The 23,577-nt window shown below is 35.5% G+C and carries 19 protein-coding genes and 2 tRNA genes; 12 read left to right on the top strand and 9 right to left on the bottom strand.

Annotated elements, in window-relative coordinates; translation table 11 throughout:
- Positions 1 to 9 precede the first annotated feature (9 nt).
- Both deoD and deoC read right to left on the bottom strand, forming a co-directional pair.
- Positions 10 to 708 carry a purine-nucleoside phosphorylase gene (deoD, locus tag AO058_RS12795; RefSeq protein ID WP_075326933.1) on the bottom strand — a complete coding sequence of 233 codons (699 nt, stop codon included), beginning with the start codon at positions 706 to 708 and terminating at the stop codon, positions 10 to 12.
- A 1-nt stretch (position 709) separates the two neighbouring features.
- The gene (gene deoC, locus AO058_RS12790) at positions 710 to 1,360 is read right to left on the bottom strand and encodes a deoxyribose-phosphate aldolase (RefSeq protein ID WP_075326932.1); all 651 of its coding nucleotides are present in this window, start codon (positions 1,358 to 1,360) and stop codon (positions 710 to 712) included.
- A 202-nt stretch (positions 1,361 to 1,562) separates the two neighbouring features.
- On the opposite strand from deoC, the gene AO058_RS12785 reads away from it, so the two are divergent.
- The 5 genes from AO058_RS12785 to AO058_RS12765 all read left to right on the top strand — a co-directional run bounded on the left by AO058_RS12785 (position 1,563) and on the right by AO058_RS12765 (position 9,135).
- Positions 1,563 to 2,291 carry a hypothetical protein gene (locus AO058_RS12785; protein ID WP_075326931.1) on the top strand — a complete coding sequence of 243 codons (729 nt, stop codon included), beginning with the start codon at positions 1,563 to 1,565 and terminating at the stop codon, positions 2,289 to 2,291.
- Positions 2,292 to 2,293: 2 nt separating this feature from the next.
- Complete coding sequence (locus AO058_RS12780; protein ID WP_075326930.1) at positions 2,294 to 5,050, top strand: TonB-dependent receptor; 2,757 nt, start codon at positions 2,294 to 2,296, stop codon at positions 5,048 to 5,050.
- Positions 5,051 to 5,053: 3 nt separating this feature from the next.
- Entirely contained in the window at positions 5,054 to 6,214 is a 1,161-nt protein-coding gene (locus AO058_RS12775) for a DUF4249 domain-containing protein (RefSeq protein WP_075326929.1), read from the top strand.
- A gap of 38 nt (positions 6,215 to 6,252) precedes the next feature.
- On the top strand, positions 6,253 to 7,425 hold the full coding sequence (locus AO058_RS12770; protein WP_075326928.1) for a DUF4249 domain-containing protein: 1,173 nt from the start codon (positions 6,253 to 6,255) through the stop codon (positions 7,423 to 7,425).
- A 108-nt stretch (positions 7,426 to 7,533) separates the two neighbouring features.
- Positions 7,534 to 9,135 carry a hypothetical protein gene (locus AO058_RS12765; protein WP_143083663.1) on the top strand — a complete coding sequence of 534 codons (1,602 nt, stop codon included), beginning with the start codon at positions 7,534 to 7,536 and terminating at the stop codon, positions 9,133 to 9,135.
- A 10-nt stretch (positions 9,136 to 9,145) separates the two neighbouring features.
- On the opposite strand, the gene AO058_RS12760 is transcribed toward AO058_RS12765, so the two are convergent.
- Together AO058_RS12760 and AO058_RS12755 are read right to left on the bottom strand one after the other, a co-directional pair.
- Positions 9,146 to 9,367, bottom strand: coding sequence for a hypothetical protein (locus AO058_RS12760; RefSeq protein ID WP_075326926.1), 222 nt, complete (start codon positions 9,365 to 9,367; stop codon positions 9,146 to 9,148).
- A 130-nt stretch (positions 9,368 to 9,497) separates the two neighbouring features.
- Entirely contained in the window at positions 9,498 to 11,699 is a 2,202-nt protein-coding gene (locus AO058_RS12755) for a CRTAC1 family protein (protein WP_083634180.1), read from the bottom strand.
- A 123-nt stretch (positions 11,700 to 11,822) separates the two neighbouring features.
- On the opposite strand from AO058_RS12755, the gene AO058_RS12750 reads away from it, so the two are divergent.
- From AO058_RS12750 to AO058_RS12730, 5 genes are all read left to right on the top strand, one after another.
- Entirely contained in the window at positions 11,823 to 12,674 is an 852-nt protein-coding gene (locus tag AO058_RS12750) for a reverse transcriptase domain-containing protein (RefSeq protein ID WP_075326924.1), read from the top strand.
- A 420-nt stretch (positions 12,675 to 13,094) separates the two neighbouring features.
- The gene (locus AO058_RS12745; protein ID WP_232228836.1) at positions 13,095 to 14,177 is read left to right on the top strand and encodes a sensor histidine kinase; all 1,083 of its coding nucleotides are present in this window, start codon (positions 13,095 to 13,097) and stop codon (positions 14,175 to 14,177) included.
- Positions 14,170 to 14,847: a response regulator gene (locus AO058_RS12740; protein ID WP_075326923.1), complete on the top strand. Its 678-nt coding sequence runs from the start codon at positions 14,170 to 14,172 to the stop codon at positions 14,845 to 14,847. The genes AO058_RS12745 and AO058_RS12740 overlap by 8 nt, the downstream gene beginning before the upstream one ends.
- 242 nt (positions 14,848 to 15,089) lie before the next feature.
- Positions 15,090 to 16,877 (top strand): TrkH family potassium uptake protein, encoded by a 1,788-nt coding sequence (locus AO058_RS12735; protein WP_075326922.1) that lies wholly within the window; start codon positions 15,090 to 15,092, stop codon positions 16,875 to 16,877.
- A gap of 10 nt (positions 16,878 to 16,887) precedes the next feature.
- Positions 16,888 to 17,583 carry a potassium channel family protein gene (locus tag AO058_RS12730; protein WP_075326921.1) on the top strand — a complete coding sequence of 232 codons (696 nt, stop codon included), beginning with the start codon at positions 16,888 to 16,890 and terminating at the stop codon, positions 17,581 to 17,583.
- Between the two features lie 89 nt (positions 17,584 to 17,672).
- On the opposite strand, the gene AO058_RS18725 is transcribed toward AO058_RS12730, so the two are convergent.
- Positions 17,673 to 18,014 (bottom strand): site-specific integrase, encoded by a 342-nt coding sequence (locus AO058_RS18725; protein ID WP_232228834.1) that lies wholly within the window; start codon positions 18,012 to 18,014, stop codon positions 17,673 to 17,675.
- Positions 18,015 to 18,085: 71 nt separating this feature from the next.
- Positions 18,086 to 18,913, bottom strand: coding sequence for a phage integrase SAM-like domain and Arm DNA-binding domain-containing protein (locus tag AO058_RS18720; RefSeq protein WP_232228833.1), 828 nt, complete (start codon positions 18,911 to 18,913; stop codon positions 18,086 to 18,088).
- Positions 18,914 to 19,027: 114 nt separating this feature from the next.
- Between AO058_RS18720 and istA the strand changes: the two genes are divergently transcribed.
- Together istA and istB are read left to right on the top strand one after the other, a co-directional pair.
- Positions 19,028 to 20,581, top strand: coding sequence for an IS21 family transposase (gene istA, locus AO058_RS12720; protein WP_075326920.1), 1,554 nt, complete (start codon positions 19,028 to 19,030; stop codon positions 20,579 to 20,581).
- A 23-nt stretch (positions 20,582 to 20,604) separates the two neighbouring features.
- Entirely contained in the window at positions 20,605 to 21,342 is a 738-nt protein-coding gene (gene istB, locus AO058_RS12715) for an IS21-like element helper ATPase IstB (protein WP_075327970.1), read from the top strand.
- 368 nt (positions 21,343 to 21,710) lie between these two features.
- Here the strand turns inward: istB and AO058_RS12710 are convergent.
- From AO058_RS12710 to AO058_RS12700, 3 genes are all read right to left on the bottom strand, one after another.
- Positions 21,711 to 21,785 (bottom strand) — tRNA-Pro (locus AO058_RS12710).
- Positions 21,786 to 22,000: 215 nt separating this feature from the next.
- Positions 22,001 to 22,082: transfer RNA gene (locus AO058_RS12705), tRNA-Ser, on the bottom strand.
- A 147-nt stretch (positions 22,083 to 22,229) separates the two neighbouring features.
- On the bottom strand, positions 22,230 to 23,468 hold the full coding sequence (locus AO058_RS12700; protein WP_075326919.1) for an NAD(P)/FAD-dependent oxidoreductase: 1,239 nt from the start codon (positions 23,466 to 23,468) through the stop codon (positions 22,230 to 22,232).
- Positions 23,469 to 23,577 lie beyond the last annotated feature (109 nt).

Below are 23,577 nucleotides of genomic sequence, written 5' to 3'. Positions count from 1 at the left end.
TAAACACACTTAAATACTGCCCAAAGCGATTTCTACCATTCGGCTAAAACTCTGTTCCCGGTCTTTTGCGGGTAAATGTTCCCCCGTAACCAGCGAGTCAGAAATCGTCAATACCGAAAGGGCCTTTACTTTATGTTTGGCAGCAACGCTGTAGAGTCCGGCGGTTTCCATTTCTACACACAAAACGCCATAATCTGCCCATTTTTTATAATTCTGGTCGCTTTCTTCGTAAAAAACATCAGAAGAAAGTACATTCCCGGCTCTGAATTTTATATTATGGTTTTCAGCAAAATTTACGGCTTTCATAAATAATTCAAAATCTACGGTAGGAGCATAGTCGGCGTGCTGAAATTTCGCCTTATTAAAACCTGAATTTGAAGAAGCAGCCATAGCTAAAACCACTTCATTTACCTTTAAATCTTCCTGATAAGAACCGGCAGAACCTACACGAATAAGCTTTTTAGCGCCATATTCAGTAATTAATTCAGTGCAATAAATCAGTGCGGAAGGAATCCCCATTCCGGTAGCCTGTACCGAAACTTTTTTACCCTGATAAGTGCCGGTATAACCCAGCATTCCTCGTACTTCGTTATAACAAACTGCATTTTCCAGGAAGTTTTCTGCAATCCATTTTGCTCTTAAAGGATCTCCCGGTAATAAAACGTTTTCTGCTATTTCTCCTTTCTTTGCCTGTATATGTACGCTCATTCTATTTTTTATCTGACGTTAAAAGCTTAATTCCCGAAGAAGTTCCCAACCTGGAAACACCTAATTCAATATATTTAATAGCGGTTTCTCTATCTTTAATTCCGCCAGAAGCTTTTATTTGCATTTTATCCCCTGCGATTTCTTGCATCAATTTCACATCTTCAAAAGTAGCCCCACCGCTTCCAAAACCAGTAGAAGTTTTTACAAAATCGGCATTTGCCTTTAAAGCAGCGTGACAGACAACTTTCTTTTCGGCATCGGTTAAAAAGCAGGTTTCAATAATCACCTTAAGTACTTTAGAACCTATGGCTTTTTTAATTTCGGTGATTTCGTTTTCTATATATTCAATTTTTTCGGCCTTAAGCATTCCAATATTTATTACCATATCAATTTCATCGGCACCAAGTTCAATAGCATCTTTAGCTTCAAAAACTTTGGCTTTGGTGGTCATTGCTCCTAAAGGAAAACCTATTACTGCCGCTATTTTTACAGCAGAGCCTTCTAAAGCCGATTTGGCTAATTGGATATAAGAAGGAGAAACGCAAATTGCATAAAACTGGTGCTCTACTGCCTCTTTACATAACTTTTTTATATCTGCCGGTGTGGCCGTTGGCTTCAATAAAGTATGATCTATATATTGGTTGAGTTGCATAAAATGGATTTAATCTTTACAAAGCTAAAACTTTCTAACAGATCTAATTTATGATAATTCTCAGGTTTTTGATATTGTGCTGGTTTTAGGGATTTAACATTCAATAATTTATTTTTAATATTAATAAAAAAATATTAATGAAAATCTATTATATTTTGTAGTTTTCCGGAATTATCAGGTATTATTCATCAATCTTTTCTTAATGTTTAAAAATTACTTTCTTCTTTTTTTTATCTTAATTTCTTCAGCGACATTTTCTCAGAATTACTCCGAAGAAAAGATATACTCCTTGTATGATAAGCAAGTTGGAATTGAAAATTCTGTTTTATTCCGGGGTATTGAGTATGTGGAACTTCACCGTGTAATTAATGAATTCCATAAATTTTTTGAAGTCAATGAATTTGTGGATGCTTCAATTATTTATAACGATCAAAAATTTCCCAATGTACCTATTAAGTATAATGTTTATGATGATTTAATCCTGGTAAATCTTCAGTACAATCAAAACAAATCAATTTTTAAGCTAATTAACAATAGAGTGCAGGAATTCTATATTAACGGTCATCAATTTATTTATTTAGAAACTTCAAATGATATAGATCTCAACGGATTTTTTGAAGTAATTGATAGGGAAGGAGCATTTAAAATCTACAAAAGGCATAAAAAAGATATGCAGGAACGTCGTGATAAACAGATGGTTTATCATGAATTTAAAAATGATAAGCCAGATTATTATTTCGAGTTTCAAAATGATGTTTTTGAATTGAGGAATAAAAGAAACCTTTTTGACGTTTTTCCGAAGCTAAAATCTGAAATAAGAAATTTTTATAGAGCAAACAGAAAGGAATTTAGAAATAACCCTGAAGATTTTATGAAAACACTTGCCACAGAGATGAATTCATTGCTTTCAAATTTCCAAAACGAAATTTAAGAATGAGAAAAATTTTACTCCTGTTTATTTTTATTTCTATTCATTTTACTCAAGCCCAAACGGATAATAAGGAAATATCTCTTAAGGTTGAAAATAAAACGAAACCCGAAATATTAGAAGCATTAGAAAGTAGCTCAGGTTACCCAATATATTTTGATGAAAGATGGTTTGACCTATCTAAACATACCGGGGTGTATAAAGGCTCTCCGATTACCATACTCAGGCAAATATTAGAAGAAACCAATGTTAACTTCTATATGAAAGGGGATCGTATAATTTTAACCCAGGGTAGTGTTATTTACGATAAGCTTCCCGATGGTTTCCTGGAAACAAAACCAGAGCAAGATGTACTTGCTAATAAAAGTTCTACAGAGATTTCAGACCCCGTTTTCTATAACAATAATACTGTTAAAAGTGATGTTATAGAAACTGTTATTATTGGAAAAGAGGATCGCACTGAAGGAAAAAACACTTACCAACTTTCAGGGAGGGCTATGTCTAAGAAAGGTGAACCAATTTCAGGACTTAATATTTTAATACCTGAAAAAAATATTGGTACTGTTACAGATATAAATGGGTACTATGAGCTAAACGTACCTAAAGGAGTAAATCTTCTTGAAACTCAGGCTTTAGGAGTAGGAAAAGTAAAAAAACGTCTTATTGTTTATAATAATGGCTACCTGGATCTAGAACTAACACAAAGTTTTGAAGAACTCAGCGAGGTTTTAGTAGAAGCGAATGCCAGGGATAATATTAGAACCGCTTTAACCGGTGTAGAAAAAATTAATGTTGCAGAGATAAAAACCATTCCCCTTGTATTAGGTGAACGGGATATTTTAAAAGTAGCAACTACGTTACCTGGAATTAGCACTGCTGGGGAAGGTGCAAGTGGCTTTAATGTTAGAGGAGGAAAAACCGATCAAAATTTAATCTTGCTTGATGGTGGTGTTATTTACAACCCATCTCATTTCTTTGGCATATTTTCCGGCTTAAATCCTTTCACTACCGGAAGTGTAAGTATTTACAAAGGAAGTATTCCTGCCGAATTTGGTGGAAGATTATCTTCCGTTTTTGATCTAACTACCAAAAAAGGCAATAATGAAGAATTTACCGGTGAAGCTTCAATTGGGCCAGTAACGGGTAATTTAACTCTCGAAATTCCAATTATAGAAGGTAAATCAAGTTTAATAATTGGTGGTAGAGGTACATATTCAGACTGGATTTTAAATCTTACTGATGAAGAATCCCTTCAAAACAGTCAGGCTTCATTTTATGATGCCGTAGCTAAATACAATCATAATTTTGATAATAATGATGAATTAAACATTACCGGTTATTATAGCGATGATGTTTTCAGCATTACATCAGATTCTTTATTTAATTATAATAATAGCCTGGTGTCGCTTTCATATAAAAAGGTTTTTAGTGAAAAACACCAGGGCGAATTGATTCTTGCCAATAGTAATTATAACTTCAATATAGATTATGCCAGTGATTTTAGCGATAATTTTGAGTCTGGGTACTCCATAAACGAGTCGGAATTAAAATTAAAAATGAAATATTTCCATAATATTAAACATACTTTTAATTATGGGATAAACAGTAAACTATATATGGTATCGCCCGGAGAAATTAACCCCGGTAACGCCGAATCATTAATAGAAGAACTAAATATTCCAAAAGAGCGAGGTTTGGAAACTGCTGTTTATTTTGAAGATAGTTTTGAAATAAATGAAAAACTTTTGCTTAACGCCGGATTAAGGTATTCGTTTTATACTGCTTTTGGTCCCAGAACTGTAAATACCTATGAAGATAATTTACCAAGAAATGAAGAAACAAATATTGGTAACGAGACTTACGGTAGTGGTGAAGCCATAGAGACTTATGCAGGCCCTGAAGCAAGATTTTCAGCAAGGTATTTTTTAGCACCTACTTTCTCAACGAAGATAAGTTATAACAATACCTATCAGTACATTCATACATTGTCTAATAACACTACAGCAGCCCCCACCGATACTTATAAATTATCAGATTCTTATATCAAACCCCAAAGAGCAAGTCAATATGCTTTAGGTTTTTATAAGAATTTCGCCGATAATATTTATGAGGTAAGCCTGGAGGGTTATTATAAAACTTCTAATAATCTTTTAGACTATAAAGTTGGAGCCGATTTATTTTTAAATGAAAATATTGAAACTGAAGTTCTTCAGGGGGAAGGAAAAGCTTATGGAGCCGAATTACTTTTAAAGAAAAGGACCGGGAAATTAAACGGCTATTTGGGCTATACTTATTCCCGGTCTTTTATAAAACTAGCAGGTGACTTTCAGGAAGAAACAGTAAATAATGGTGAATTTTTCCCTACAAATTTCGATAAACCACACGATTTTAGCGCAGTGTTGAATTATAAACTTACTCAACGTTTTAGCTTTTCAGCAAACTTTGTATACCAAACAGGTCGACCGGTTACTTATCCTATTGGAAAATTCAATTTTAATAATTCTGAATATGTTATGTATAGTGACAGGAACCAATTTAGAATCCCAGATTATTATCGTCTGGACCTGAGTTTTAACGTAGAAGGAAATCACAAAATTGAAAAATTAGCACATAGTTTCTGGAATATTTCTGTTTACAATGTATTGGGTAGAAACAATCCCTATTCAGTATTTTTTGTAACCGATAGTGGTGAGGTAAAAGCTTACCAAAGCTCTATTTTTTCAATTCCAATTCCTACAATTACATATAATTTTAGATTCTAATTAATGAAGCTTATTACTATCAATAAGAAATTACTTTTATTATTTTTATTATCTATTGCAGTATTATCTTGTGTGGAAGAAATCCCCATTGAGCCTGAAACTTTTGAAGAAGCTATTGTGATTGAAGGTAGTATTACCAATGAAGAAAAACAGCATCAAATTAAAATATCTAAAGCTTTTAAAATAGATACCACCGGGCCAAATCCTTTATCTGGTGCTAGTGTAACGGTAACAGGCGACAGGGAGTACATTTTTGAAGAAAGTGAACCAGGAATTTATACATCAACAAAAATTTTTTCAGCACAACCTGGAGTTGAATACCAATTAAGTATTCAGACAAATGGTGAAGAGTATAAGTCTGAGCCAATGCAATTATTAAATAACAGGGAAATCGCATCTATAAACGCTAATAGAATAACGTATAAAGGTGACGATGGTGTGGCAATTACCTTAAACCAGGAAAGCACACAAAGTGACGCAAATTATTACAGATATGAATATTCTGAAACTTTCAAATTTAATTCCCGTTTTTTTAAAACCAGTGATCTTGTAATTAGAGATGGTATACCGGTGGAAGTTCCTAAAACCAAAGAAGAATATACCTGTTACCGTACTGAAGAATCTCAAGATATTATCCTGGCCAATACCAACTCTTTATCAGAAGATAATGTAAATAACCTTTTACTTACCTTTATCAACGCCGACGATCCAAAATTGGCACGTAGGTATAGTGTTCTGGTTAAACAATACGTAATTAGTCGGGGTGCGTATAATTATTATGCAACTTTAGAAGAGCTTTCAGGCTCCGATAATATTTTCTCCCAAAGTCAACCCGGTTATTTTTCTGGAAATATAGAAAACATTAATAATCCGGATGAAAAGATTATAGGTTTTTTTGATGTTTCTTCGGTTTCGACAAAAAGAACATTTTTTAGTTATGAAGATTTCTTTGATACAGTACACCCGGACCCTTTTTTGGTAACATATTGCCCTGTAGAAACTCCCGCTTTAGCTAATTTAATATTACAAATAGAGAATGGTAATTCTAAATGGTTTGGTTCCCCCCCGGTACCCGGTGGTACAATTTTCCAAATAGTACCAGCAGCCTGTGTGGATTGTACAGTACTTGGAAGTAATCAGGTTCCTGAATTTTGGGAGGAATAATAATTCTTAAATTTTTATATAATTTTAGACTCTAATTAATGAAGGTTATCAAGCGTATTACTATCAATAAGAAATTACTTTTATTATTTTTATTATCTATAGCAGTATTTTCTTGCGTGGAAGAAATCCCCATTGAGCCTGAAACTTTTGAAGAAGCTATTGTGATTGAAGGTAGTATTACCAATGAAGAAAAACAGCATCAAATTAAATTATCTAAAGCATTCAAAATAGATACCACCGGGCCAAATCCTTTATCTGGTGCTAGTGTAACGGTAGCAGGCGACAGGGAGTACATTTTTGAAGAAAGTGAACCAGGAATTTATACATCAACAAAAATTTTTTCAGCACAACCTGGAGTTGAATACCAATTAAGTATTCAGACAAATGGTGAAGAGTATAAGTCTGAGCCAATGCAATTATTAAATAACAGGGAAATCGCATCTATAAACGCTAATAGAATAACGTATGAAGGTGACGATGGTGTGGCAATTACCTTAAACCAGGAAAGCACACAAAGTGACGCAAATTATTACAGATATGAATATTCTGAAACTTTCAAATTTAATTCCCGTTTTTTTAAAACCAGTGATCTTGTAATTAGAGATGGTATACCGGTGGAAGTTCCTAAAACCAAAGAAGAATATACCTGTTACCGTACTGAAGAATCTCAAGATATTATCCTGGCCAATACCAACTCTTTATCAGAAGATAATGTAAATAACCTTTTACTTACCTTTATCAACGCCGACGATCCAAAATTGGCACGTAGGTATAGTGTTCTGGTTAAACAATACGTAATTAGTCGGGGTGCGTATAATTATTATGCAACTTTAGAAGAGCTTTCAGGCTCCGATAATGTTTTCTCCCAAAGTCAACCCGGTTATTTTTCTGGAAATATAGAAAACATTAATAATCCGGATGAAAAGATTATAGGTTTTTTTGATGTTTCTTCGGTTTCGACAAAAAGAACATTTTTTAGCTATGAAGATTTCTTTGACTCCGAGCATAGCAATCCTTATTTAGCCTCTTACTGTCCTATAGAAAGTCCAGATTTACCACATTTAATAGAACTGGTTGAAAATAGAAATGTTAGATGGTTTAGTACGGTGCCAGTTCCTTTTGGAACTCCAGTATTTGAAATTGTACCGGCAAGTTGTGTAGACTGTACGGTATTTGGAAGTAACGAAGTTCCAGATTTTTGGGAAGAATAAATCAATACTAATTAAATGATTAAAAATAAGTTTATACTAATTCTATTTTGCCTTGGTTTTTTATCTTCCACCTATGCTCAGGTAGAGGAGGGTTTAATACAAACCCAAATGCCCAAAGAAAAGGTGTTTATTCACACTAATAATACTCTATTGCTCACAGGGGAAAAATTACTTTATAAATTTTATTCTCTGGAAAGCGAAACGAACAAACTAAGCGATTTTAGTAAAGTTGGTTGGGTACAATTGATCAATAATAAGAAAGAAGTTGTTTTTCAGCATAAGGTCAAATTAAAGAAGGGGCAGGGGTTTGCAGATTTTTTTATACCTGCAAATTTAAATTCGGGAGCTTATAAATTAGTAGCATATACCAATTGGATGTTAAATGCGCAAGCCAATTATTTTCAACAAGAAATATATATTTTGAATCCGTACCAGGAAAGTAATGAAGACCTGGAAATAGAAGAAAAGAATCAATTTACAAGGCACAAAACCAATTTTGATAATCAGGAAATAAGTTTAATTCTAAATAAAAATACCTTTCAACAAAGAGAAGAAGTTGTTTTAGAGATAGAAAATCCTAACCAATTATCAGGAAATTTCTCTATTTCAGTAAGAAGAATTGACAGTATTAATAAACCTCCCCGAGTTACAAGCCTTGACTTCAATAAACTCTTTGAAAATATTAAGTGGAGTTTTAATGATACCTTATTTTATCCTGAAATAAGAGGCACTTTTTTTCAGGGCAAAATAGAAGCAGATCCTAACCCAACTTCTTTAGAAAAAAATATTTCAATTTCATCACCGGGAGAAAAAAACCAACTTCAAATTGTTTCAACTGATGCTGGGGGAAAATTTTCATTCATTTTAAATGAAGTACCAAATGAAGACGAGTTTATCATGCAAGTTTTGAACGATGAAGTCACCTATAAAATTAACCTACAAGAACAACCGAAATTAGATTATAGTAAATTATCTTTTTCCACTCCAGGTCTAGCTACTTCCAATAAGGAATATATTCTTGAAAAAAGTATTAATATTCAAATTGAAAATGCTTATAACGCCACTAAATCCGATAGATTTGTCAATTTAGATAATAATTATTATTTCTTTGATGAAGAATTGATTACTTATAATCTAGATGATTATAACAGGTTTCCAGACCTATCTCAAACATTTACTGAAGTTATTAAATTCGGCAGAATAAGACGAAATGATGAAGGTGAAAACATCTTTTTAGTTAGAAATAAAAACCCGCTTGTAGAATTTGACAGTGCAGCACTACTTCTTATAGACGGAGTAATTCTAAATGATCACGAGAAATTAATTTCTTACGATCCACAGCAAATTAAAAGTATAGGAATATTAAGAAATAAGTTGTTTTTAGGGCCATCTGCATTTGAAGGCGCCATTATCGTTAATACAAAAAGTGGCGATTTTCCTAACGAATTTCAAGATGAAAGTATGATTTCAACAAAACTTAAAATACCTCGAAAATCTAAAGAATATTATTCACCTAATTATCCAAATGAAAGCTTAAGACGAATACCCGATTATAGATATCAACTCTTGTGGAATCCTGAAGTCAAGTTTAACGATGAACCGCTACGACTTTTCACTTCAGATTTAAATGGAGAATTTGAGATAAACCTGGAAGGTTTTACAGAAGATGGAAAACCCATTTCAATAACTAAAACTTTTTACGTAGAGTAGTAATTTCAGTTTAATTTACTTCATCAGGATAATCTTCATACCAGTCATCAAAGGTCTTTTTAGTTTTATAACTATCGGTAAGAACTTTATAAACGGTGTAAATAAGTAGAATTTGGCCTATACAGGTTAAATAGAAAATCACCGGAAAATTGATATTAAAATAAACCATGCTAGTTATTACTACTAATAGAAGCGAGGTGATTATTAAATATGTAATTCCATTATTTTTCATAACCTTTAAATTACAGAATATTGCTTATAACATCTCTTAAAGAGGCATTAAAGTATTGTTATGGATTTTTAAAATGTTTGATAATAAGTAATTTATAAATCTATTGGGAGATTTATAAAACAGGTAGTATTTACAGCGCGATTGATTTTAAATTCAATTCTATAGCTTCAGCTTTATTTTCTATAATTTTATAGAAGGTATTTAAACTGAGGTTTTCAAAAACATGTGAGGTACCGCTGCCGGCCCATTTAATTGTGATTTTTTTTATTTCTGAAGCCTTTCCTAATCCTATTTGAGCCCTTAAAGTAGAGGCTCCAAAACTACCACCAGAACTAATGGTATGAAATATAGAACGTGTTTTTCCGTCTTCCGTAACCAAAACTTCAATTTTACTTCCTATGGCGGCCCTGTTTGCTTCAATTCCTTCTAGTTTTAAGCTTATCCAATTATTTTCAACATCATATGGATTCAGATATAGAGAATTAAAAAATTTATCACCTTCATAAGCACCGCCCATAACTACGTGAATATCCTGGTCTCCATCATTATCAATATCAGAAAAAGAGACGGCGTGGCCTTTTTGTATATGGCCAAAGCCACCTGCTGTGGTCACATCCTGAAAATTTTCCCCTAAATTATTTCTAAAAACCCTGTTTGGAATAATTGACTCGTAACTTACTTCTCCTGTACTCAAATAAATATCTGGATAACCATCATTATCCAAATCGCCGTAATTGGCACCCATTGCGTAGCCTATTTTATCTAATCCAACCGCTGCAGAAACATCGGTAAATGTTCCTTTGTTGTTTTGATAAAGGCGCATCGTTTCAGCATTATTTCGTTCGCCTAAATACTCTTTAGTAATGTCTGGGACAATGGTGTAAAAATCGCTTTTTCGATATCCGGCTACAAAAATATCCATCCAACCGTCATTATTATAATCAAATGACCAGGTGGGAAAACTGGAAATTTGCTCACCCAATCCTACTTCAGCTCCTGCTTCTTTAAAACTTATATTTCCTTTGTCATCACTTCCATTATTTAGATATAATAAATTTTTGCTTGAAGCCTGGAGCGTAGAAATATAAATATCCATCCAGCCATCGTTATTATAATCTCCACTGGTTACACCTTTTATATAAAATGGTTGATCTTTTGTACTCACCGAAAGTCCTACACAGGAAGTAATGTTAGAAAAAGTCCCGTCTCCATTATTTTTGAAAAATTCAGAAGGATGAATATTTTTTTTTTCAGATTCATTTCCTATAAATAAATCTACCCAACCATCGTTATTAAAATCTGCCCAGGTGGCAGTTTGGGTAGGGTGGAAGGAAAGTAAACCAGATTCAATAGTAACATCGGTAAAAGTGCCATCTCCATTATTTTTAAGTAGAGAATTTGGATGTTTACCTAAAATTCCCATCCAGGCACCCCGCATTACAAAAACATCAAGAAAACCGTCGTTATTATAATCTGCCTGTACCATATTCAGACCACCTGTAACTAATTCTAAACCGGCAGTTTCTGTTTTTTCTGTAAATGTTCCATCTCCATTATTTATAAAATACCTAAGATTATCTGAAGGCGACCAACTGGAAACCAATACATCTAAAAGATAATCGTTATTAAAATCATCTACAATTCCGCCACCTGATAACTCATTGACATTTAAACCTAATTTGGGGGCAATATCTTCAAATTTCTGCAGTGGATAATCTGATTCAAAAGTACTTTCAGGAATTAACCATTTTTCGGAAACACCTTCAGGATATTCTCCTAAAGTCATATAAGCAATATTCAATAACCATCTACTATTATAATCGTGTGAATTTTGCCTTAAGAATTCTTCATAAAGTTTAATGGCATTCCTGGAGCCATTAGGAACCTGGTGAAAGCCTTTTGGATTAATAGGAATAATGCAGGATGCTGAAGCATCGTGGTGATGTATGCAGTTTTGCTGTTCACCCAGGCGCATATAAGCTAGAGCGAGTAAAGGGCCTATACTTTCTTCTTCATGAGCATCCAGTTTGTATAATAGCAGCCCGCCGCTACTTGCATCTCTTAAATTTTCCAGAATAATAATAGCTTCTTCGGTTTTACCGGCGTATAACAGGGCACGTGCTCTTTTAAGATTATATCTTTCTTTTTGGTTTTTTGGTGCCACTTGTGCTATACTATCAAAATATGCAGCTCTTACTGAAGACGCATAGATATTTTCGGGTACAAAAAATTGATTTTCGGCTGTTTCCTCTAGAAGTTCAGGCATTGTCTTTTTATTGTCACAGGAAACAAAGACTAAAACTGAAAATAGGGTAGTAAATAGATACTTCATGATTTTATAAGGTAATATTACCTTTATTTCTATCTAAATGAATTGGATTTGCTGACTGATACAGATAGGTGAAATTGAATTATTTAATTTATTAAACCTAAGGAAATAAAATATTTTTATGAAGTGCCTTCGAATCTTTTTTTAAGAATAGAAGGAAAATATTTTGGGTATCATCCCAGAAAATCTGCACATGATGCCTTAGGCCAATGTCGTATAAATTGTTTACGATATAGCTGGGTCATTGATTTGGACATAAAAGGATTTTATGACAACATTGATCATGAACTGCTACTGAAAGCTGTTCAGCACCATACACAGGAGAAGCATATTTTGCTTTACGTGAAAAGGTGGCTGGAGGCACCAGTGCAATTATCTGATGGAACGCTGCATAATCCAAATGGTAAAGGCACACCACAGGGCGGAGTAATCAGTCCTGTATTAGCTAATATCTTTATGGATATTGTATTCGACAAGTGGATCCAAAAGCGTTATCCTGATATCCAGTTTGAACGTTACGCTGATGACATTGTGGTTCATTGTTACCACTTGCCTCAAGCTAATCGACTTCTTGAAGAAATCGAAAGACGATTCAAAGAGTGTAAACTGGAAGTGAATCAGGAGAAGACAAGAATAGTTTACTGTCGCAGAAATCAGAAGAAAAGACCAAGGTTTAAAGTCAAGTTCCAGAAGTTCGATTTTCTGGGCCACACCTTTAAACCCAGAGTAGTCAAAATAAGGGGCATAATGAAATTAGGTTTTACCCCTGCCATCAGTCAGAAAAGCATCAACAGAATAAATGAAGAGCTCTTCAGGATAAACATTCATAGAATGGTACAGTTCCCGTTGAGTAAAATTGCATCTCTGTTGCAGCCTAAAATCAGAGGATGGATAAACTACTACGGTAAATTTCGACTGGGAGGCCTCAAGAAACTATTCAGAACATTGCATTCGCTTAACGAAATGGGTACGCAATAAGTACCGTAGGTTTAAGCGGAAGCAGTGGGTCCTCGCGCTAAGACATCTACAGAAAATATGCAGGCTCGAACCTTACCTGTTCGAACATTGGCAATACTCAGGGCTCAAACCTTAAAGTCTTGGCTGAGAGGAGCCGTATGAATTGAGAAGTTCACGTACGGTGAGAGGTTTAGGGGTGAAATTCCCCTTTACCTACTCGACACTCATTTTTCGTACGTCTTATTCCTTAATAACCATATTTAAAATTATGAATTAATATTCAACTTTGGATTCTTGTTTGAAATCAAAATATATTGCCAAATCGGTCTCTCTACTATTTTATTTTACAGAATAAATAGAATTTTTAGTGTCTAAAAACCTAAATATTTAAGCACTATAGTAGTTTTCTCCTTGTATATTTGAATAAAGAAATTTCACGAATTGGAATCTTTTAAAAATATAAATGAAAACCGGGCCCTTCAATATCTTATTGGAATTGGTTCTATACTTTTTATTTCATTTATCTGCTATCTATTTATAGATGTTATTGGTTACCACGTGGTAGCACTGGTTTTACTCCTAGTAGTTTCAATATTAGCTATGTTTTTTAAGATACTTCCGGTGGTAATTGCTGCTGTGTTAAGTGCCTTAATCTGGAACTTTTTATTTATTCAACCGCAATTAACTTTTAAAATCAGTACTCCGGAAGATGCTCTTTTATTTTTGATGTATTTCGTTATTGCCGTTATGAATGCTGTTTTTACCACTAAAATTAGAAAGGCTGAAGCTGTTTCCAGGAAAAGAAAGGAAAGGGAAAAGACTATACAATTATATAACACGCTGTTTAATTCACTTTCTCACGAATTAAAAACGCCTATTGCAGCTATTATCGGTTCGGTAGATACATTAAAAGAAAGTACAGAGAAACTTTCAACTGAGAATAAAAATGAACTCTATAATGAAATAGAGATTGCAGGAAATAGGCTGAATAGGCAGGTTAAAAATCTTTTAAATATGAGTCGCTTAGAAAGTGATTCCATCCATTTACAGCTTAATTGGTATGATGTTAACGAGATTGTCTACAATGTTATTGATAATAATAAAATAGATTGTAATCAACATCAAATTATTTATCAGCCTCAAGATAATTTACCTGTTTTCTTGTTTGATGCTACATTAGTAGAGCAAATTTTACATAATATTGTTCATAATGCTATTCAGTATACACCAAAAGGTTCAAAAATTGAAATTAGGGTGTCACACACAAGTGAGAACTGCGTTTTTGAAATTTTAGATAATGGAAAAGGTTTTCCGGACGATAATATAGAACGGGTTTTTGAAAAGTTTTATCGATTACCAAATTCATCAACAGGCGGCACCGGGCTTGGTCTTTCTATTGCCCAGGGATTTGCCGAAGCTCATAATGGAAAGATCAAAGTTCAGAACAGAAGCAATGGTGGTGCCCAATTTACGGTAACAATTCCGGCGAAAATGACTGACCCTAAAAATTACCAAAATGAATAATGCAGAAATACTTGTTATTGATGATGAGCCACAGATTAGAAAACTGCTTAAAATCACGCTGGAAAGCAACGATTACAAAGTAGTATTGGCTGAAACAGGCACAGAAGGTGTTCATTTGGTGGCCAACCATACGCCAAATCTTGTAATTCTGGATTTGGGTTTACCGGATAAAAGCGGGCATTTGATATTAAAAGATTTAAGAGAGTGGTATGATAAATCAATAATAATTCTTTCTGTACAGGATAGCGAAGCCGATATTATTAAAGCTTTGGATAATGGTGCTACAGATTATCTCACCAAACCTTTTAGAACGGGAGAATTATTGGCCAGGATAAGAGCTTCATTAAGAATAAACCAGAACACCGATTTACAACCCATTATCTCAACCGGGGAATTAGAGATCGATTTAAGTTCGAGAACGGTAAGCAGAAATAATATTCCCGTAAAATTAACTGCTACCGAATACAATTTAGTAGCCTTGCTGGCAAAAAATCAGGGTAGAGTTTTAACCCATCAATTCTTATTAAAAGAGATTTGGGGTTTCGGCTCGCAAAATGAAACTCAATACCTACGGGTTTTTATCGCTCAGCTTAGAAAGAAGTTGGAAGAAAACCCGAATAGCCCGGTTCATATAATTACAGAAAGTGGAGTGGGTTACCGTTTCGTGTAATCTTTATAAAATCTTTATAGTCCCGGTTTAAATTTTATATTCTGCTTATAGCCTTACACCTAACTTTGCATTATAATTTAATCAAAGTACAGTGGCTAAACCTCCAAAAAGATCGCCTAACGAAAAAAATCAGTCTTACTCCCATTTAAAATGGCCGGCAATTATAATAGCCATTTTAATAGTAGTTATTGTGGCAGTTCTCGATTACTGTAGTCGCCAGGGTAATTTATAATTAGGGAGAAATGTTGTCATTTTTCAAGAATATTTTATCTGGAATATACCGTGAGCGAAGATTAAGTAAAATTGCTGCAATTCTAAGTGTCTGCGGTATATTTCTTCTTATTTTCGATTTAGGTTTTACTCATATTGAGAGCGAAAGAAATTTTTTAAAAAACCTCTATTATGGTATCATAAGCCTCGGTTTTTTAATTGTACTCGTTCGAAGTTTTTTACCGCGACAAGAAACCCCAAAAAAGGTCAGGTTATTTGATTGGCTACTTAGCATTTCCTTTGGAACGCTGCTTCTTTTAAGAATAGATTTCATTATTGTAAATCTTGGATTTTTAAAATTCTTTAATCAAATGGGATGGGTCTACCTTGGGCTTTTTCTCTTTTTTATACGCGAAATATCTTCTTTTAAAGTAAACTTTAAAAAAGATTATTTAAACCCCGCACAATTATTTGTCGCGAGTTTTCTCCTCATTATTTTCTTAGGAACTTTCTTCCTTCTTCTTCCTAAAGCCACCCATTCTGGGATTGGCCTTATTGATGCACTTTTTACCGCTACCAGTGCAGTGTGTGTTACAGGTTTAATCGTGGTAGATACGGGCAGTTATTTTACCACATTTGGACAAAGTGTTATTATGGTTTTAATTCAATTGGGAGGGCTGGGGATCATGACCTTTGCCAGTTATTTTAGTTATTTCTTTAGAGGTAATACTTCTTACGCTAACCAGCTTATGCTAAAGGATATAAGTAATTCTGAAAAAATAGGAGAGGTATTTATGGTGCTGAAGAAAATATTGCTTTTAACCTTTTCAATAGAAGCTGCAGGAGCCCTTTTTATTTATTTCAATATAGATAGCGCAATAATTAGTTCTCTCTCAGATCGTATATTTTTCTCTGTTTTTCATAGTATTTCGGGATTTTGCAATGCCGGATTTTCTACTCTGGAAAATAGCCTCTACGAGCCAGGTTTTCGGTTTAATTATCCTTTACATCTAATTATTGCTGCCCTATTTATTCTGGGAGGTATAGGCTTTCCTATTTTATTGAATCTTTATAAATATGTGAGATATTATACCCTAAGGAAACTACAAAAAATAAAAGATCCACATAAAGCGATTTACATGCCCTGGGTTTTAAATCTAAATTCCCGAATAGTATTAATCACCACCCTTATTTTACTGTTAACCGGGACAGGCTTATTTTATATTTTTGAATATAATAACACCCTAAGTGAGCATAGCGAATTTGGTAAAATTGTTACTGCATTTTTTGGCGCCGCAACTCCAAGAACTGCCGGTTTCAATTCGATTGATACCTCTGCTTTACATTTCTCTACCTTAATGCTCGTATTTCTTTTAATGTGGATAGGTGCTTCTCCTGCTTCAACCGGTGGTGGAATTAAAACCAGTACGTTCGCGCTTGCAACACTTAATTTTTTGAGCCTGGCAAAAGGAAAAGACAGGATTGAAGTTTATAAAAGAGAGGTTTCTAATATCTCTATTAGAAGAGCCTTCGGCATAATTAGTTTATCTCTTATCGTTATTGGATTAGCAATTTTTCTAATGGCATTTCTTGAGCAGGATAAGAATATCATCGCCATTACTTTTGAAGCTTTTTCGGCATATAGTACAGTGGGGCTAAGTATGGGAATTACGGCCGGTTTAAGTTCCAGCTCAAAATTAATAATTATCGCTACCATGTTTGTTGGCCGGGTAAGTATGTTAACTCTACTAATAGCCATTCTAAGAAATATTAAACATCTTAATTATCGCTATCCTTCAGAAGAAATTTTAATCAACTAAAACATTCAAAATGAAATATATTATCATAGGATTAGGCAACTTTGGAGCTTCCCTGGCAGAGAAATTAACCTCTATGGGCAACGAAGTTATTGGAGTGGATAACAATTTGGATAAAGTTGAAGCTATTAAAGAAAAAATCACCCACGCTATAAGCCTTGATGCTACAGATTTTAACGCGGTGAGCAATTTACCTCTTGAAGATACTGATATTGTAATTATTGGAATTGGAGAAGATAAAGGCGCAAATATTATGGCTACGGCTTTAATGAAACAGTTGCATGTGAAGCGGTTAATTAGCAGGGCGGTTTCCCCTTTACAGCAAATGGTTTTAGAAGCTATGGGTGTAGAGGAAATAATTCATCCGGAAGAAGAAACGGCAGAGCGCTGGTCAAAAAAGCTAAACCTGGAAGGTGTGGTAGATTCCTTTGAGGTCACCGGCGAATACAGTATAGTTGAAAGTGAAATTCCAAAAGAATTTGACGGAAAAACCCTAGATGAAATTGGTTTAAAGAAGAAGTATAATATTATAGTGCTCACCACAATTAAATATACTGAAGGTAAAAATGAAATTGGTTCTGCAAAAACGTTGTCCAATGTTCAGGGGGTTGCCACCGCAAAAACAGAATTACATTATGGCGATATTATGGTGTTATACGGAAACAATCAGGATATTAAAAAGCTCTTAAAAGAAATTAGAAAATCATAATTTATTATAGAACGAGAATAGAGAACAAACTAATTAGGCTTAAGATTGAATAAACTTAAGCCTAATTAGTATTACGTTTAAAATAGCGTTTATAATCTCTCCTGTAACCGTTTAATATCGTCAGATATTTTTGAATCAATTGCCCTTGCATAAATCTGGGTAGTTGATAATTTGGTATGCCCCAAAAGTTTAGATACTGTTTCTATGGGAACGCCATTAGCTAAGGTTACCGTTGTTGCGAAAGTATGCCTGGCCGCGTGGAAACTAAGTTCCTTATCGATCTTTACCGCTTTGGTGATCTCCCGTAAATATTGATTGGTTTTCTGGTTGGAATAGACCGGAAGTAAAATATCACTCGAATGTACTTTTGGATGGTCCTGGTACTTTTCAAGAATTCGTTCGGCTTCGTCAAGCAAAGGGATTCTCAGCATCGTATTGGTTTTGATCCTTCTGGTGTAGATCCACTTATTCCCATCAACACCTATCTGAATATGCTTTTTCTTTAGCATTTTGACATCGCCATAGGCAACCCTGTATAACAACAGAACACAAAAATATCTCGGTTGATATTGTGAGTAGATTTTTTGAAATCCTTTTCCTTGATCTTCTGTAATTCGGCTTTGGATAGGTAGACCATATCCACCTGGTCAAAGCGGAGTTTAAATCTTTTGGTAGGGTTCTTTTCAATCCATTCTAAATCCTCAGCCAGGCGCATCAGTTTTTTAAAACGTTCCATATGTTTCATTACCCCGTTATTTTGAAGGCTGGGCAAGCCCCTTAAAAAACTTTCAAATCCCAGGGTAAATTGATAGTCAACCTGTTTTAAATAAATATCTGAGGTATGATACTGGGCTTTTAAAAAATCTTTGAGGTAGTTTTCTGTAGTAGTATAGTTTTTCATAGTCCCATACTTTAAAACCTTACCCATTTTCTCCTTGTGATATTTGATCAAATAGATAAGGGTATAATGTTGCTGGTCACTTCCCAGAAATCTACCTTTGACCGTCTGCGTGGTTACCAGCATCCCGTCTTTTAAAAGACTGTCATGCGTTTTATAGAGTTGTGCCTTGGTTTCATCTATTTTTTTATTGATTAGCCGGCTTTCAGCACTGCTACCAGTAAGTTTATTGGCAGATTGGTTCCACTTATCCACCGGAATAGTTCGTTTTAAACTAATTTCTAATGATTTGCCGTTAACGGTCATTCGGGCATAGAGGAGGGCTAATTCAGGTTGCTTTTTTCTTTTTTCGAATAATTGGATATCTCGGATCGATTTGTGCCAGTGATTTCGGTCGGTTAGTGCCAGGCATTTCGGTTCAAATTGTGCCACTTTTAGGTTATAGGTGAACCTATATCGGTTCGATTTGTGCCAGTTGTTTCGGTTCGTTTTGTGCCACTTTGAAAGATCAAGTAAATAATACCTTGTCGCTTAAAAACAAGCGATATGGCCAATACACTTGATCCAATGGACTTAAAACAAATTATTTCCTTACATCTCGATGGATTTAGCAACCGTAAAATAGGTGCCACCCTTGGGATCTCCCGCAATACGGTAAATACTTATATGCGGCTGTTCAAGGCCAGCGGCTCTTCCCTTAAGGAATTATTGGCCCTTGATAATGCTGGCTTAGAAAAGCTTTTTCCTTCACACACTACTATTGACAACCCTCGTTATGAGGAACTGATGTTATATTTTGAGGGGGTCAACAAGGCCCGGAATCATCCAGGGTTTACTTTTTTATACCATTATCAGGAATATGTAGCGCAGGCTAAAGATCCTTATGGTTATACCCAGTTTATGGAACACTACCGGCGCAAATATGCCAAGGTTAAAGGTTCGATGAAACTTGAACACGATCCTGGGAATGAAGTCTTTATTGATTATGCCGGCAAAAAGCTCCAAATTATTGATAAGGAAACCGGTGAACTAATCCCGGTAGAAGTATTTGTAGCCATCCTTCCCAACAGCCAGTACACTTACGTGGAAGCCTGCAGGAGCCAGAAACGAGAGGACCTGATTACCTGTTGCTGTAATGCCCTGCACTTTTATGGAGGCGTTCCCAAAGCCATTGTCTCCGACAACCTAAAATCAGCGGTAACCCGGGCCAGCAGGTATGAGGCTGACATCAACAGGAGTTTTAAAGACTTCGCACGGCATTACGACTGTGTGATAAATCCTGCCCGGGGCTATGCCCCGCAAGATAAAGCCTTGGTGGAGAATGCCGTAAACCTTGCCTACCAGCGAATCTATTATCCCCTTCGGGAAATGAGCTTCTTCTCTTTGGAAGATCTGAACCGGGAGATAAAACGCTTGTTGGAGCGGTACAATGACCTGTTGTTCTCCCGCAAGGAAGCCAGTCGCAGGGAACTCTTCCAATCTGTGGAACGGGAATACCTAAAGCCCCTGCCAGAGACAGTCTATGAACTGAAAGGCTACCGAAGGGCAAAGGTTCAGAAAATAGGCTATGTATACTTCTCCCCGGATAAAAGTTATTACAGCGCACCCTATCGTTACATAGGAAAGAAAACCACCATCCATTATACCAGTTCCGTTGTAGAAGTATATTATTATCATCAGCGGATCGCCCTGCACCAGCGCAACCCATCAAAAGGCAGTTATAATACCAACAAAGATCATTTAAGCAGTACCCATAAATACTATAGCGATTGGAGTCCTGAATTTTTTAAAAAGAAAGCGGCCATACATGGCAAGCACGTGCTGGGCTGTATTGAGAAAATAATCACCGCGGTAGACTATCCTGAAATAGGATATAAACGAGCTATGGGGGTCATCCAGCTCCATAAATCCTATGGCTCCCAGCGATTGGATGATGCCTGTAAAAGAGCTTTGCAGGCAGACGCGGTTACTTACCTGCGCATTAAAAATATCCTGAAAAACAACCTGGACAAAAGCTCCCTGTTTTACCAGGATCTCGAAGAAGATAAACCACACATCCCGGAACACGATAACTTACGGGGTGCTTCTGCATATAAATAATAAACCATTTAAATCCAATGAATATGAATAACAATCAGACTATTGAAAAACTTAAACAAATGCGCCTGGGGGCTATGGCCCAGTTGCACCAGCAGCACATAAAGGACAATCGTATAGAGAATATCACTGCTGATGAATACCTCGCTCTGCTGATCGATCACCAATGGGAAGACCGGCAGAACCGGAAGATAGAGCGGCTCTTAAAACAGGCCGGCTTTAAACAAGAGGCGAACCTGGCCGATGTAAATTACACCCAGCAACGAAACCTGGACAAGAACATGTTTACCCGCCTGGGGACACTGGATTTTATCACCAGAAAGGAAAATATTATCCTTACCGGGGCGTCCGGGGTTGGCAAAAGTTACCTGGCCCAGGCTTTAGGTCATCAGGGGTGTATGATGGAATACAAAACCATTTACACCAATACTGCCCGCCTTTTTAAGAAATTAAAACTGAGTAAAGTGGATGGCACTTATCTTAAGGAACTTGGGAAACTCATTAAAGCGGATGTACTGATCCTCGATGACTTTGGCCTGCAGAGTTTTGATAACCACGCCAGGGAAACACTGATGGATATCATCGATGACCGGTACAACAAAGCTTCCACAATTATATCTTCACAAATACCTGTATCCGCCTGGTATGATATTATTGGGGAAGGAACTATTGCAGACGCTATCCTAGACAGGATCGTGAACTCCTCGCATCGGATCGACCTCAAAGGAGAATCACTAAGAAAAGGAGCTTTAAAGAACGAGTAACATTAATTTTTTATATAATTGCAGTATCTTTCAAAGTGGCACTGTTTGACCGAAACAGGTGGCACCATCACTCCGAAATAGCCAATAATAAAAGAAATGGAAAAGGTTTGACTGGTGCGCATAGCTTTGTTGTTTAAATGAAACAATTATTAAGGCGAAAGTCAAACTAACAATACGTAATTATAGAGTATCGATAAGCTAAAAATACAAAAAAATAACTCACGTACACTCACAAATTCACCGTGAACTCACGATAAACTCACATAAAATTTAACACTATTTGTTAAATTTTGAGCAAAAAATAAAGGGTAACTATATGAAAACCATACAATTACCCTTTTTTTATGTTAAAATATAACTTGTAAAAGTCGGGGTGGCAGGATTCGAACCTGCGGCCTCCTGCTCCCAAAGCAGGCGCGATAACCGGGCTACGCTACACCCCGAGTAATTTTTTAATCGCGCTCGGCGCGATAACTGGCCAGAGAATATCCCAACAATGTCGAGACTATACCCATAGCTTAAGCTTACTAGCTTAAAAATTTTAGCCTTTCCGATCCAAAATACTCTTTCAAAAAGCAGTCCGGGAGACGGAGGAAGATTATCCCTATCTTTTCCAGAAGAAAAAGGAGAATAATAATCCGCAGACTAAAAAATCTTGCGGAGAGACCGGGATTCGAACCCGGGCATCCCGAAGGATGACAGCTTAGCAGGCTGCTGCATTACCACTCTGCCACCTCTCCAAATATTTAAGAACGTGCAAACATTTTTGCGGTTGCAAATGTAACTTTTACTTACTTACCTTCCAAACTTTTTTGGGCTAAAGAATGCAATAAAATAAGTACTAATTTTTAAACGCTTTGACATCAGAATTTTAAGTTTAAAAATTTTTAAACATTTATTTCTTCCTGGTCTATTAAGCGCGCTACATTTTTAATAATTCGTTGGTGATTCTTTACAAACGGATTGCTTTTATCCCAAACATAGCCTGCGAGAACTGCGCAAATCTGTTCTTTTATTTCAGTTTTTGGCATTTCATGGAAAAACAATTTTTGCAAATTCCCAGTATACCATTCTTTTACATAATTGCTAAATACCGAAATTCCATTTTGCATATATTCAGCATAATCTTTTTCCCAATTTACATCCTTACCTTCAACTTCAAGTTTGGCAAGCGTGGCAGCCTGCAAACCAGATTCGGTTGCAAAGGCAACTCCAGATGAGAAAATGGGGTCAAGAAACTCGGCGCTGTTTCCGCATAAAGCGAATCCGTTGCCATACATTTTCTTTACATTTCTTGAAATACTTGGAATTTTTATCGGGTTAAAAAGAAATAATTCTTCGTCAAATCTGCCCCGGTAATATTTCAGCTCTTTGAGCATTTCCCTAAAGGCTACTGAATTATCACTACTAAAACCTTTAAACCACTCATCTTCGCTAACAAAACCGAGACTGGAATTTCCATTTGAAAAAGGAAAATACCAAAACCAGGTTTTTGTATCCAAAACTTCAAAAGTGATCAATTCACCTTCTTTTCCTTTTGGTCTATTTGTTTCTTTAATATGAGTAAAGATTGAAGAATTACCTGTGATTTTTGGAGAAGTATTCAAGTCTAATTGGTTAGCTAAAACCCGACCGTTACCGCTGGCGTCAATTATAAAATCAGCGTTTATCTCTATATTTTCTTCAAAATTAATAAGAATTTCAGTAGTCGATTTTTTCCCGTAGAAATTTACCTTTGAAACTTCGGCACCAAAGAATATTTCTACGCCCTGTCGCTGAATTTCATTTGCCAAAACCAGGTCAAAATCGGCTCGTGGTACCTGCCAGGTCCAATCCCAACCATTGCCATATTTTTCACTAAAATCAAATTCACCAACTTTACCGTTTTTTATAAACCTTGCCCCATATTTTTTCTGAAATCCGGCAGCCATAATAGCGTCCAGTAACCCAGCTTCCTCAAAATTTTCCATACTCTTAGGAAGTAAACTCTCACCTATACTAAAACGCGGAAAACTACTTTTTTCTACCACCAAACAATTAACCCCGTGCTTTTTTAAATAACCGGCAGCGACCATTCCAGATGGTCCCGCGCCAATAATTAAGATTTGGGTTTCAAGTTTTTTCATTTTAAAGGTTTCAACTATTTAGATCTCTAATGAATATTCATTCTAAATCGAAAAACGGCAATTTTAAATACGGTCTAAATATAGTACATTTGTTAAGATTCTTAACAAT

Origin of the sequence: Salegentibacter sp. T436 (assembly GCF_001932675.1) — a bacterium.
In the GTDB taxonomy this organism is placed as follows: domain Bacteria; phylum Bacteroidota; class Bacteroidia; order Flavobacteriales; family Flavobacteriaceae; genus Salegentibacter; species Salegentibacter agarivorans.
The sequence above is the reverse complement of the archived record's forward strand: the minus strand, read 5'-3'. Positions and strand labels throughout refer to the sequence as shown.